Origin of the sequence: Pseudomonas fungipugnans, from assembly GCF_029955235.1 — a bacterium.
GTDB classification, from domain to species: domain Bacteria; phylum Pseudomonadota; class Gammaproteobacteria; order Pseudomonadales; family Pseudomonadaceae; genus Aquipseudomonas; species Aquipseudomonas fungipugnans.
Window position 1 is genome coordinate 1461868 of record NZ_JARBWL010000002.1, and the last position, 12544, is coordinate 1474411.

Here is a 12544-nt window from a genome sequence, read left to right on the forward strand (position 1 = left end):
TGGTAGGCTTTGCGGGTTTGCACGATGGGCGTTTATGACCCGGTGTTTCGGCACTGGCGTTCTGATCGTTCCATTTGTCCGCCTTCAGGAGTTCTCATGCGTCTGACCCAGATTTTCGCCGCCGCCGCCATTGCGTTGGTCAGCACCTTTGCCGTTGCCGATGATGCGGCCGACAAAGCCATTCGTAAAAGCCTGGAAACCCTCCAGCTCGATACCCCGGTAGAAAGCATCACCGCCAGCCCGCTGCCGGGCATGTACGAAGTCAAACTCAAGGGCAGCCGTGTGCTGTACGCCAGTGCCGATGGCCAGTACATCGTTCAGGGCTACCTGTTCCAGCTCAAGGACGGCAAGCCGGTCAACCTGACCGAGAAAGCTGAACGCCTGGGCATTTCCAAACTGATCAACGATATTCCCGTGGCAGAAACCGTGGTGTATCCGGCGATTGGTGAAACCAAGTCGCACATCACCGTGTTCACCGACACCACCTGCCCGTACTGCCACAAGCTGCACGCCGAAGTGCCTGAGCTGAACAAGCGCGGCATCGAAGTGCGTTATGTGGCGTTCCCGCGTCAGGGCCTGGGTTCGCCAGGTGACGAACAGCTGCAAGCGGTCTGGTGTTCCAAGGACAAGAAAGCCGCCATGGACCAGATGGTCGATGGCAAGGAAATCAAGGCCGCCAAGTGCGATAACCCGGTTTCCAAGCAGTTCGCCCTTGGTCAGTCGATCGGTGTGAACGGCACGCCGGCCATCGTTTTGGCCGACGGTCAGGTCATTCCGGGCTACCAGCCCGCGCCGCAAGTCGCCAAACTCGCACTGGGCGCGAAATAATTCGAATCGTCACAGTCAGCCTTTGACGATCATGATCCGCCGCCTGCGTGCGTCGGGTCATCAATAGAGAGCCGCGTGCATGCGGTTGTTTTCACGGCCGGCCTTGAGTCGGCCGTTTTATGGGGAGTTCACAGTGAAACCGGTCAAAGTAGGCATCTGTGGGTTAGGGACCGTCGGTGGCGGTACCTTCAACGTACTTCAGCGCAACGCCGAGGAAATTGCTCGTCGTGCCGGGCGTGGGATCGAAGTGGCACAAATTGCCATGCGCACGCCAAAGCCTCAGTTCCAGACGACCGGTATTGCGATTACCAACGATGTCTTCGAAGTGGCCACGAACCCTGAGATCGACATCGTCATAGAGCTGATGGGCGGCTACACCGTTGCCCGCGAGCTGGTACTCAAGGCCATCGAGAATGGCAAGCATGTGGTCACCGCGAACAAGGCACTGATTGCCGTTCACGGTAATGAGATTTTCGCCAAGGCTCGCGAGAAGGGCGTGATCGTTGCGTTCGAAGCCGCCGTGGCCGGTGGCATCCCGGTGATCAAGGCGATCCGTGAAGGCCTGTCGGCCAACCGTATCAACTGGGTCGCGGGCATCATCAACGGCACCGGCAACTTCATCCTCACCGAAATGCGCGAGAAGGGCCGTACCTTCGAAGACGTTCTCGCCGAGGCACAAGCCCTGGGCTATGCCGAAGCCGATCCGACCTTCGACGTGGAAGGCATCGACGCGGCGCACAAGCTGACGATTCTGGCGTCCATCGCGTTCGGCATTCCGTTGCAGTTCGACAAGGCCTACACCGAAGGCATCACCCAGCTGACCACTGCCGATGTGAACTACGCCGAAGCACTGGGTTACCGCATCAAGCACCTCGGTGTGGCGCGTAGCACAGCCGCCGGCATCGAGTTGCGCGTGCACCCGACGTTGATCCCGGCCGATCGTCTGATCGCCAACGTCAACGGCGTGATGAACGCAGTGATGGTCAACGGTGATGCGGCAGGTTCGACCCTGTTCTACGGCGCTGGCGCCGGCATGGAGCCGACCGCTTCGTCGGTGATCGCCGACCTGGTGGACGTGGTTCGCGCGATGACCTCGGACCCGGAAAACCGCGTGCCGCACCTGGCCTTCCAGCCGGATTCGTTGTCGGCTCATCCGATCCTGCCGATCGAAGCCTGTGAAAGCGCCTACTACCTGCGTATCCAGGCCAAGGACCATCCTGGTGTGCTGGCTCAGGTGGCGAGCATCTTGTCGGAGCGTGGCATCAACATCGAATCGATCATGCAGAAAGAGGTCGAAGAGCATGACGGTCTGGTGCCGATGATCCTGCTGACGCACCGTGTGCTGGAGCAGCACATGAACGACGCAATCGCCGCCCTGGAAGCCCTCGCGGGCGTGGACGGTCCGGTGGTCCGGATCCGTGTCGAGCACCTGAACTAAGCCGTTTCTGTTCACCGGGCCCGCGACAGGGCCCGGATTCGTGAACACTGTCTATTGGAGCCAGTCATGCGTTATATCAGTACCCGCGGCCAGGCACCGGCCCTGAATTTCGAAGACGTCCTGCTGGCAGGTCTTGCCACCGACGGCGGTCTGTACGTCCCGGAAAACCTGCCACGTTTCACTCAGGAAGAAATCGCTTCCTGGGCCGGCCTGCCGTATCACGAGCTGGCCTTTCGAGTGATGCGCCCGTTTGTAACCGGCAGCATTCCAGATGCCGATTTCAAAAAAATTCTTGAAGAAACTTACGGCGTGTTCTCGCACAACGCCGTTGCCCCGTTGCGTCAGTTGAACGGCAACGAATGGGTGCTGGAGCTGTTCCACGGCCCAACCCTGGCGTTCAAGGACTTTGCCCTGCAACTGCTCGGTCGCCTGCTTGATTACGTGCTGGAAAAGCGCGGGGAGCGCGTGGTGATCGTCGGCGCCACCTCCGGCGACACCGGCTCGGCGGCTATCGAAGGCTGCAAGCACTGCGAAAACGTCGACATCTTCATCCTGCACCCGCACAACCGTGTGTCCGAAGTGCAGCGTCGCCAGATGACCACCATCTTCGGCGAGAACATCCACAACATCGCCATCGAAGGCAACTTCGATGACTGCCAGGAAATGGTCAAGGCCAGCTTCGCCGACCAGAGCTTCCTCAAGGGCACCCGCCTGGTCGCCGTGAACTCGATCAACTGGGCGCGGATCATGGCCCAGATCGTCTACTACTTCCACGCAGCCCTGCAGTTGGGCGGCCCGGCACGTTCAGTGTCGTTCTCGGTGCCGACGGGCAACTTCGGTGACATTTTTGCCGGTTACCTGGCGCGCAACATGGGCCTGCCGATCAACCAGTTGATCGTCGCCACCAACCGCAACGACATCCTGCACCGCTTCATGAGCGGCAATCAGTACGTCAAGGAAACCCTGCACGCCACGCTGTCGCCGTCGATGGACATCATGGTGTCGTCGAACTTCGAACGTCTGCTGTTCGACTTGCACGGGCGCAACGGCGCTGCGATTGCCGGCCTGATGGACAGCTTCAAACAGGGTGGCGGTTTCAGCGTCGAACAGGAGCGCTGGACCGAAGCCCGCAAGCTGTTCGACTCGCTGGCCGTGGACGATGCGCAAACCTGTGAGACCATCGCCCAGGTCTATGAGCAGACCGGTGAGCTGCTGGATCCGCACACCGCCATCGGCGTCAAGGCTGCCCGCGAATGCCGCCGCAGCCTGGATATTCCGATGGTGATCCTGGGCACCGCCCATCCGGTCAAATTCCCGGACGCCGTGGAAAAAGCCGGTGTAGGAAAAGCTCTCGAACTACCTGCACATCTTTCTGATTTGTTTGAGCGAGATGAGCGCTGCACCGTGTTGCCAAATGACCTGAAAGCCGTGCAGGCCTTTGTCAGTCAGCATGGCAACCGTGGCAAGCCTCTGTAACCGCTAAAAGCTGTCACATTTTGAAGCCCGTCTCCTGACGGGCTTTCTCGTTTCTGCATGCCACACTTGCCAGGTTTCGCCCTTGAAGGACGGGCGAGTGGATCTTGAAGGATGTGGCAATGCTGTTTTTTAGAGGGTTGAAACCAGCCGCGTGCTGGGTATTTCTGGTGTGGGCGTTCGGGCTCGGACAATGGTCGTTTGCGGCGCCGTTGATCACCCATGAGGGCAGGGGCTCGATGGTCGTCGGCGCAATTGAACTTGATGCGCAGGAGCGCCAATGGATTCGCGATAATCCTAAGGTGATTGTCTCCTCGACCCAATACCCGTTGTATTTGTTCAAGGACGAACAAGGTCATTGGGCTGGCTTGAACAATGACCTGCTCAATCGCATCAGTGCGATGACCGGACTGCAGTTCGTCCATGAAGAGTCATTCTCCACCGCCGAGACGCTTGTGCGACTGGAAAACGGTGCGGTGGACATGAACACGACACTGGCGCTGACGGAGGAGCGCAAGACGTTTCTGGATTTTAGTCATGCGTTCGGCGGATCTGGCTGGGCCATGGTGGGGCGGACCGGGGCGCCGCTGCTGCAATCGTTGGATCAGCTCTCGGAAAAGATCCTGGTGTTACCGGCCAGGCATGCCCTGGAGGCGGTCATTCGGCGCGACTATCCCACGATCGAGTTGCACCTGGTCAAGACCTATGCCGAGGCCAGAGCCTTGATCGAAAGCGGTGAGGCGTATGCCACCATCGAAAACGAAGTCGGCGCACGTCTCTATCCCTCCGGGCAACTGCAGGTAGGGCGAACCGTTGAGGGCTGGTGGGAGCCGGACCATCTCGCGATTCGCAAAGGTCAGCCGCAGTTACTGAGCATTCTCAACAAGGCGCTTGAGGCTTTCCCTCCCGCCGAGTTACGGGCCATTCGCACGAAATGGCTCGATGGGATTGTCCCCACACCCACTCCCACTGTGTGGCAGCGAGCCACGCAATGGGGCTGCTGGGGGGGCGCCATCATCAGTCTGTTCGGCCTGCTTTCCCTGTTATGGAACCGGCGCCTGACGACGCTGATCAAGCAGCGCCTTGCGGCTGAAAAAGACCTCAGTGACCAGCTCGCTTTTCAGCATGCGCTGATTGACGCAATGCCCGAGCCGATGTTTGTCCGTGATCTGGAAGGACGCTTGATCATGTGCAACAAAAGCTACGAAGAAGGTCTTTCGACCCGTTTCGATCAAGTGCGGGGGCGGCAACTGATCGAAGTGGATCTGTTTCCAGCGCAGACCGCTGAACTGTTGCATGCGGAATTCATGGCGCAACTCGCGACACGTAAACCGCGCTTCAGCAAGCGTCAGTTGATGTTCAATACGGGGCTGCGGGATATCTATCAATGGACGGTGCCGTTCTACAGTGCTGATGGACAACTGCGCGGCCTGTTGGGCGGCTGGACCGACATTGAGCGCAGAAGCGGCGTGGAGGAGTGCCAGTGTCCCCGATAAATGTCAGGTAATGGCTGGCTGCTCACCGTCGCAGCCGTCGGTCGCCGCGGCCAGGGTGCGCGGCGGGCTGTTTTTTTCCTGTCATCCAGGCGGTGCATGCTTTGTCGAACAGCGACGCAGAGTCGCTGTAATCAGTATTCAGAACTTTCTTCTCGGGCCGGTGGTCATTAATACACACGCCGCAGGCACTTTGTTTTCGGACTATTGAGTGGTGATCGGGATGGAAAGTATCAGTCTATTGCTCGGTGAGGCTCTGAGCCCGTATCAGGTTACGTTGACCCCTTCTGGTATCGGAGGCGAGCGCCTGGTGACCTTGAAGAGTGCGACCGGCGCTATCGTGATAGAGCGAGTATTCAATCACGCGCAATTGACCGACAAGCGACTTCTAACCGATGTCGTCGACGGCTTGCATCGTGACTTGCTGATTGCCGAGGGGCGACTGGAGCCCTGTGTCATCGCGGCCTTGCGCAATGCCGCGCAGGACAAGATGTTGGCTAGTCGAAATTGATTTGAAGGGTGTGGGAACCTTCTTGCAGATAGGTCGGTCAGATTTTGTAACAGCAGGATCAAGCATTGTGCTCCGGTGCTTGTAGCTTGCTGCCACTGGTCTTTATGTAGGCCACGTTTAACCCCGAGTCGTCTCCCCACTTCTCGGGGTTTCTTTTGTCTGCGATTTATCGGTGCCCGGCTTGCTGCTGGAAAAAAGCCCCGGTTTCTTCCAGATACCTGTCGCGGCTTTGCGGGTCCAGCCAGGCGGCGTAGGCCTGATTCAAGCGTTCGTGGGGCAGGGTGCGCAGTACCTGGTTGATCTCGGTGATCGCCTGTCGGCCCTGAGCGGTATTGGTGCAACCGATGTAGCCGGACAGGTATTTTTCCGCGCCGCGAATCGGATAGAACTGCAATTCATCCTTGGCGATTCCTTGTAGCTCAGCCTGATAGCGGATTTCCGGGGCATAACCCAACAGCAGTCGCAAACGCCCCAGCCGTTGCATTTGCAACAGGCTGCCCAAGGCGTCGTTGCCGTAGTGCAGGGTCAGTGCGTTGGCCGGTGCCTGTTTGAGCAAACCATCGAGATATTCCCCGTAATTGCGCTCGGCAATAATGCCCAGCTTCTCGCGACCGCTGGCCAGCAGGGCCGCGAGGTCCACTTCACCGTCCGTGATGAACGGCGTCAGCATCTCTCGATCAATGCGACGCACCGCCAAGCCGTTGTTCATGGCCTGAAACACCGGGATGGAAAACGTGATCCAGCGCTCGCGCTCCTCGCTCCGATTCAGCGCCGCGTCGCACGTCAGCGAAGGCTCATGGAGCATTTGCAGGCCTCGGGCGCGATTGACCCGCAGCACGCTGTGTTGATATTGCGGCATACCGGCGATCAGTAGCGGCAACAGTTGATCAATGACTCCCTGACCTTTTTTCGGTCCTTCGAAAATCGTCAGTGGCGGAAGGTCGCGCACCAACCAGATCAGAGTTGGCCTGGGCTGCGCTTGCGCCGAATCGGCCTGGCCGATGAGCAACGATACCGCCGCCAATACGCACAACAGCCGCCCGCCATGGGACAGGCTGTGGCTGATGAGCCGCTCAAGCAAACGCTTCAGCTTAGATGGCTCCGTCTTTGCGCAGTTGTGCGATCTGCTGCGGGTCATAACCAAGGTCGTTCAATACCTGCGCATTGTGTTCGCCCAGTTGTGGTCCGACCCATTCGGAGCTACCGGGTGTATCAGATAGTTTCGGCACGATGCCCGGCATCTTGAAGTCTTTGCCACCGGGTAGCTTGGCTTGCAGAAACATTTCCCGCGCCAGGTATTGCGGGTCGCTGAACATGTCTTCGGCGCTGAAGATTCGGCTGGCGGGTACTTCGGCCTGATTCAGTTGCTCGATGAGGGTGTCCAGCGGCAGTGAATTGACCCAGCGATCAATCACGCCATACAGCTCATCACGCCGGGTGTCGCGACCATCGTTACTGGCCAGTTCCGGGTCGTTCGCCAGGTCTTCCCGGCCGATGATCAGCATGAAGCGTTTGAAAATGGCATCGCCATTGGCGCCGATCTGCACATGCTTGCCGTCGGCGCTGGTATGGATGGAGGAGGGCGTGATGCCGGGCATGATGTTGCCGGTGCGTTCGCGAATGAAGCCGAAAACGTCGAACTCCGGGACCATGCTTTCCATCATCGCGAAGATCGCTTCGTACAGCGCCACGTCCACCACTTGTCCGAGGCCGCCATTGACTTCGCGATGACGCAAGGCCATCAACGCCCCAATCACGCCCCAGAGCGCGGCAATCGAATCGCCGATGGAAATCCCGGTGCGCACCGGCGGGCGATCCTCGAACCCGGTGATGTAGCGCAGGCCGCCCATCGATTCTCCGACCGCGCCAAAACCGGGTTGGTCCTTCATCGGCCCGGTCTGGCCAAAGCCCGACAGACGCACCATCACCAGTTTTGGATTCAGGGCGTGGATAACGTCCCAGCCCAGCCCGAGCTTTTCCAGCACACCTGGACGAAAATTCTCGATCAGGATGTCCGCCTCGCCGAGCAGCTTTTTCAGAATCGCCAGGCCTTCCGGGTGTTTGAGGTTCAGGGTCAGAGACTTCTTGTTGCGTGCCTGGACGAACCACCACAACGAGGTGCCTTCATACAGCTTGCGCCATTTTCGCAACGGATCACCGCCGTCCGGGGATTCGATCTTGATGATTTCGGCACCGAATTCGCCGCAAATGCGCGAGGCAAACGGCCCGGCGATCAACGTACCCAATTCAATGACTTTCAGACCGGACAGGGGTTTGGCGGTGAGTGGCATGCGTGATCCTGTAGGACAAGGGGTGAGCCGATAGAGCGTTTTAACATAGCCCGGCGTCCATCGCCCAAGGTTGTATGGTCGCGAATTCGTTGATTGCCTGCTGCATCGGTTAGACTTGCCGCCTTTCCCCGTATCAAGAAGCCCGTTCATGGCCCAGCCGTCCACGACCTACAAGTTTGAACTGAACCTCACCGACCTCGACCGCAGCGTGTACGAAAGCGTGAAGCAGACCATCGCCCGTCATCCTTCGGAAACCGAAGAGCGCATGACCGTACGGCTGCTGGCCTACGCCTTCTGGTACAACGAGCAGCTCGCTTTCGGGCGTGGTCTGTCAGACGTGGATGAACCTGCCCTGTGGGAAAAGAGCCTGGACGACCGCGTGCTGCACTGGATCGAAGTTGGCCAGCCGGACGCCGATCGCCTGACCTGGTGCTCGCGTCGTACCGAACGCACCAGCCTGCTCGCCTACGGCAGCCTGCGCGTTTGGGAAGGCAAGGTGATCCCGGCGATCAAGACCCTGAAAAACGTCAACATCGCTGCCGTGCCGCAGGAAGTGCTGGAAACCCTGGCCAAGGACATGCCCCGCGTTATCAAGTGGGACGTGATGATCAGCGAAGGAACGATTTTCGTCACCGACGACCGTGGTCAGCACGAAGTCCAGTTGCAGTGGTTGCAGGGCGAGCGCGGCTGATTTTTCACCGCCCGCTGCACCCCCCGGTTTTATCCTGAATATCCAAGAGAAGTCCCTGTCACCCCATGCGCATCGAACCTCGCCTGTTGCCCGACACCCTGCCATTCCTCGGTGATCTGCCGCCGCTGCTGACCCGTCTGTATGCGGCGCGGGGCGTGCAGTCCGAAGCGGAACTGGATAAAAGCCTGGCGCGGCTGATTCCGTTTCAGCAGCTCAAGGGCATTGATGCTGCCGTGGATTTGCTGGTGATTGCTCTGGAGCAACGCCAGCGGATCCTGATCGTCGGCGACTTCGATGCCGATGGCGCGACGGCCAGCACCGTGGGCATGCTCGGGTTGCAGCTGCTGGGGGCGGCTCATGTCGATTATCTGGTGCCGAATCGTTTCGAGTATGGCTACGGCCTGACGCCGGAAATCGTCGAAGTGGCGCTGACCCGCACGCCGCAATTGCTGATTACTGTGGATAACGGTATTTCCAGCGTCGAGGGCGTGGCGGCGGCGAAGAAAGCCGGGCTCAAGGTGCTGGTCACTGACCACCACCTGCCCGGCGATGAACTGCCGCAGGCCGACGCCATCGTCAACCCGAACCAGCCGGGCTGCGGGTTCCCGAGCAAGGCGCTGGCGGGCGTCGGGGTGATCTTCTATGTGCTGATGGCCTTGCGTGCGCGTTTGCGCAGCCTGGGCTGGTACGAGAGCCGCACGCAGCCGAACATCGGCGAACTGCTTGATCTGGTGGCGTTGGGCAGTGTTGCCGACGTGGTGCCGTTGGATGCCAACAACCGGATTCTGGTGCATCAGGGCCTGGAGCGGATTCGCGCCGGGCGCGCGCGACCGGGGATCAAGGCGATCCTCGAAGTGGCCAAGCGTGACCATGCACGCATCACCTCGACTGATCTGGGGTTTATCGTCGGCCCACGCCTGAATGCGGCGGGGCGTCTGGACGACATGAGCCTGGGCATCGAATGCCTGCTTACCGAAGACGCAGGCCTTGCCCGTGAGATGGCCGCCCAGCTCGACGGCATGAACCAGGACCGTAAATCCATCGAGCAGGGCATGCAGCGTGAGGCGCTGGCCCAGCTCAAGGACCTGCCAGTGGAGTCGATGCCGTTCGGCTTGTGCCTGTTCGACCCGGAATGGCACCAGGGCGTCATTGGCATCCTCGCCTCACGGATGAAAGAACGCTATTTCCGCCCCACCATTGCCTTTGCCGATGCTGGCGACGGCCTGCTCAAGGGCTCGGGGCGTTCGGTTCAGGGCTTTCATATTCGCGATGCCTTGAGTGTGGTGGCGGCGCAACATCCGAACCTGATCGCCAAGTACGGCGGCCACGCCATGGCCGCCGGTCTGACCCTGGCGCAAGAGAATTTTCCGTTGTTCGCCGAAGCGTTTGATGCCGAAGTGCGCAGGCAATTGCGCGAAGAAGACCTGACCGGACGGTTGTTGTCGGACGGCACCCTGGCGGTCGAGGAGTTTCACCTGGAACTGGCTCGTGCCTTGCGCCATGCCGGGCCTTGGGGCCAGCACTTTCCGGAGCCGTTGTTTCACGGGGTGTTCCAGTTGGTCGAGCAGCGAGTGGTGGGCGAACGGCACCTGAAAGTGGTGCTGAAAAGCGAATGTGGTTCGGTGAAGCTGGACGGTATTGCGTTCGGTATTGATCGGGATATCTGGCCGAACCCGACCATCAAGTGGGTGGAACTGGCTTATAAGCTCGACCTCAACGAGTTTCGTGGAAACGAGACCGTGCAGTTGATGATCGCCCACATCGAACCGCGTTAAGCCGTCGCGAGCAGGCTCGCTTCCACAGCAATTATGCAGACACTGTGGGAGCGAGCCTGCTCGCGAAGCGATCTCCTTCACGCCAAATCTTTCGGAACGCTCCTTCATTCGCCGTTGTCGACTAGGCTCTAAGCACTGCTTGATTGGCCTTGTGACGTCTTGTCGATTTTTTTACCCGCGGGGGCGGGTGTTGCACCTTTTCCTGTCACTCGTCGACTTTTCAAACAGAACCCTGGAGCCTGCCCACTGATTCGAGAGGTGCCCCATGAGTCTGCTGCTGGAACCCTATACCCTTCGTCAATTGACCCTGCTCAACCGCATCGCCGTGTCGCCGATGTGCCAGTACTCCAGCGTCGATGGCCTGGCCAATGACTGGCACCTGGTCCATCTCGGCAGCCGTGCGGTGGGCGGGGCCGGGCTTGTGTTCACCGAAGCCACGGCGGTCACTGCCGACGGCCGCATTACCGCTGAGGACCTCGGTCTGTGGAATGACGAACAGATCGAACCCTTGCAACGCATTACGCGTTTCATCGCAGCCCAAGGCGCGGTATCGGGCATTCAACTGGCCCACGCCGGGCGCAAGGCCAGCACCCACCGGCCATGGATCGGCAAGCATGGCAGCGTCAAGGTCGAAGACGGCGGCTGGCCCACGGTCGGCCCTTCGCCGATAGCCTTCGATCCGCAGCACGCGGCCCCCAAACAGCTGGATGAAAACGAGATCGCAGAAGTGGTTCAAGCTTTCGTCGAGTCGGCAAAGCGTGCGCTGACTGCCGGCTTCAAGGTGGTGGAAATCCATGCCGCTCACGGTTACCTGCTGCACCAGTTCCTGTCGCCCCTGAGTAATCAGCGCCGCGATCAATACGGTGGTTCGTTCGACAACCGCATTCGGCTGGTGCTGCAGGTCACCGAAGCCGTGCGGGCGGTGTGGCCCGAAGAGCTGCCGTTGTTCGTGCGTGTGTCGGCCACCGACTGGGTGGAGGACGGCTGGAACCCGGACGAAACCGTGGAGCTGGCGCGGCGCCTCAAGGCGTTGGGTGTTGATTTGATCGATGTCTCGTCAGGCGGTACGGCGGCCAATGCCGAGATTCCGACCGGGCCGGGCTACCAGACCCGTTTCGCCGAGCGGGTGCGCAAGGAGTCAGGCATCGCCACCGGCACCGTAGGCATGATTACCGAACCCGCGCAGGCCGAGCACATCCTGCGCACCTGCCAAGCCGACGTCATCTTTCTCGCCCGTGAGCTGCTGCGTGATCCGTATTGGCCGCTGCATGCCGATGACGACCTGGGCGGACGCAAGGCGGTATGGCCGGCGCAATACCAGCGTGCGACCCACCGCGATCAGCCGATTCATGAGTCGGATTTGCGCGATTGAACGACCTTGCGCAGGCATAGGGCTGCGGTTAACGTTGAGTAGCCCGAAAAACCCGCCCTGAACCGGTGGGTTTTTTCTTGCCTGCCATCGGCAAAACGCAAAAGGAGAAGCCCATGTCGCCTAACGAACTCAAGCCGGATAACGAGACATTGCTGCATCTGATCTGCGGGAAAATTGCGTCCGGCAAATCAACGCTGACCGGGCAATTGGCCTTGGCACCGAAAACCCTGCTGCTCAGTGAGGATGAGTGGTTATCGCGGCTCTATCCCGGGCAGATCAATAGCCTGGGTGATTATGTGCGGTGCACGGGACTGCTGCGCGATGCACTGTCCGCTCATGTGGTGGCGCTGTTGAAGGCGGGGATTTCGGTGGTGCTGGATTTTCCGGCCAATACTCAGGCCAGCCGGCGGTGGATGCGTTCATTGTTCGAGGCCGGTGGGGTGAATCATCGGCTGCACTATCTCGACGTTCCCGACGAGGTCTGCAAGGCGCGTCTGCGCTCGCGCAACGCCGCTGGAACCCATGCATTCGAAACCAGTGACGAGCAGTTTGAGCTGATCACCGGGTATTTCGAGGCGCCTTCGCCGGCTGAAGACTTCAACGTTGTGCGATATGACGCCCGCCAGCCTGCGCCCACCGAATAAAAAAATGGCCAGGGAGTACGCTCCCTGG

11 protein-coding genes are annotated in these 12544 nt (G+C 59.8%); 9 read left to right on the forward strand and 2 right to left on the reverse strand.

The window, feature by feature from the left end; genetic code table 11:
- Positions 1-96: 96 nt before the first annotated feature.
- The 5 genes from dsbC to POF45_RS21460 all read left to right on the forward strand — a co-directional run bounded on the left by dsbC (position 97) and on the right by POF45_RS21460 (position 5743).
- The gene (dsbC, locus tag POF45_RS21440; RefSeq protein WP_259499749.1) at positions 97-828 is read left to right on the forward strand and encodes a bifunctional protein-disulfide isomerase/oxidoreductase DsbC; all 732 of its coding nucleotides are present in this window, start codon (positions 97-99) and stop codon (positions 826-828) included.
- 133 nt (positions 829-961) lie between these two features.
- Positions 962-2266 carry a homoserine dehydrogenase gene (locus tag POF45_RS21445; protein WP_259499751.1) on the forward strand — a complete coding sequence of 435 codons (1305 nt, stop codon included), beginning with the start codon at positions 962-964 and terminating at the stop codon, positions 2264-2266.
- Between the two features lie 66 nt (positions 2267-2332).
- Positions 2333-3742 (forward strand): threonine synthase, encoded by a 1410-nt coding sequence (gene thrC / locus POF45_RS21450; protein ID WP_259499753.1) that lies wholly within the window; start codon positions 2333-2335, stop codon positions 3740-3742.
- A gap of 119 nt (positions 3743-3861) precedes the next feature.
- Positions 3862-5235 carry a transporter substrate-binding domain-containing protein gene (locus POF45_RS21455; protein ID WP_282317450.1) on the forward strand — a complete coding sequence of 458 codons (1374 nt, stop codon included), beginning with the start codon at positions 3862-3864 and terminating at the stop codon, positions 5233-5235.
- A 220-nt stretch (positions 5236-5455) separates the two neighbouring features.
- Positions 5456-5743 (forward strand): DUF3509 domain-containing protein, encoded by a 288-nt coding sequence (locus tag POF45_RS21460; protein ID WP_259499757.1) that lies wholly within the window; start codon positions 5456-5458, stop codon positions 5741-5743.
- A 166-nt stretch (positions 5744-5909) separates the two neighbouring features.
- Here POF45_RS21460 and POF45_RS21465 read toward each other — a convergent pair whose 3' ends face one another.
- Both POF45_RS21465 and POF45_RS21470 read right to left on the reverse strand, forming a co-directional pair.
- Positions 5910-6881, reverse strand: a complete 972-nt coding sequence (locus tag POF45_RS21465; RefSeq protein WP_259499759.1) for a TIGR02285 family protein — start codon at positions 6879-6881, stop codon at positions 5910-5912.
- On the reverse strand, positions 6835-8034 hold the full coding sequence (locus POF45_RS21470) for a CaiB/BaiF CoA transferase family protein (RefSeq protein ID WP_259499762.1): 1200 nt from the start codon (positions 8032-8034) through the stop codon (positions 6835-6837). Before POF45_RS21470 ends, POF45_RS21465 begins: the two co-directional genes overlap by 47 nt.
- A gap of 148 nt (positions 8035-8182) precedes the next feature.
- Between POF45_RS21470 and POF45_RS21475 the strand changes: the two genes are divergently transcribed.
- The 4 genes from POF45_RS21475 to POF45_RS21490 all read left to right on the forward strand — a co-directional run bounded on the left by POF45_RS21475 (position 8183) and on the right by POF45_RS21490 (position 12516).
- Positions 8183-8725: a YaeQ family protein gene (locus POF45_RS21475; protein ID WP_259499764.1), complete on the forward strand. Its 543-nt coding sequence runs from the start codon at positions 8183-8185 to the stop codon at positions 8723-8725.
- A 65-nt stretch (positions 8726-8790) separates the two neighbouring features.
- The gene (recJ, locus tag POF45_RS21480) at positions 8791-10500 is read left to right on the forward strand and encodes a single-stranded-DNA-specific exonuclease RecJ (RefSeq protein WP_282316670.1); all 1710 of its coding nucleotides are present in this window, start codon (positions 8791-8793) and stop codon (positions 10498-10500) included.
- A gap of 265 nt (positions 10501-10765) precedes the next feature.
- On the forward strand, positions 10766-11872 hold the full coding sequence (locus POF45_RS21485) for an NADH:flavin oxidoreductase/NADH oxidase (protein ID WP_259499767.1): 1107 nt from the start codon (positions 10766-10768) through the stop codon (positions 11870-11872).
- A gap of 113 nt (positions 11873-11985) precedes the next feature.
- Complete coding sequence (locus POF45_RS21490) at positions 11986-12516, forward strand: P-loop nucleotide/nucleoside kinase family protein (protein WP_282316671.1); 531 nt, start codon at positions 11986-11988, stop codon at positions 12514-12516.
- Positions 12517-12544 lie beyond the last annotated feature (28 nt).

Excerpts from the sequence above, each read along its gene's own strand:
- dsbC (WP_259499749.1), top strand. The coding sequence starts at position 97 with ATGCGTCTGACCCAGATTTTCGCCGCCGCCGCCATTGCGTTGGTCAGC.
- thrC (WP_259499753.1), top strand. The coding sequence starts at position 2,333 with ATGCGTTATATCAGTACCCGCGGCCAGGCACCGGCCCTGAATTTCGAA.
- POF45_RS21455 (WP_282317450.1), top strand. The coding sequence starts at position 3,862 with ATGCTGTTTTTTAGAGGGTTGAAACCAGCCGCGTGCTGGGTATTTCTG.
- POF45_RS21460 (WP_259499757.1), top strand. The coding sequence starts at position 5,456 with ATGGAAAGTATCAGTCTATTGCTCGGTGAGGCTCTGAGCCCGTATCAG.
- POF45_RS21465 (WP_259499759.1), bottom strand. The coding sequence starts at position 6,881 with ATGACCCGCAGCAGATCGCACAACTGCGCAAAGACGGAGCCATCTAAG.
- POF45_RS21470 (WP_259499762.1), bottom strand. The coding sequence starts at position 8,034 with ATGCCACTCACCGCCAAACCCCTGTCCGGTCTGAAAGTCATTGAATTG.
- POF45_RS21475 (WP_259499764.1), top strand. The coding sequence starts at position 8,183 with ATGGCCCAGCCGTCCACGACCTACAAGTTTGAACTGAACCTCACCGAC.
- recJ (WP_282316670.1), top strand. The coding sequence starts at position 8,791 with ATGCGCATCGAACCTCGCCTGTTGCCCGACACCCTGCCATTCCTCGGT.
- POF45_RS21485 (WP_259499767.1), top strand. The coding sequence starts at position 10,766 with ATGAGTCTGCTGCTGGAACCCTATACCCTTCGTCAATTGACCCTGCTC.
- POF45_RS21490 (WP_282316671.1), top strand. The coding sequence starts at position 11,986 with ATGTCGCCTAACGAACTCAAGCCGGATAACGAGACATTGCTGCATCTG.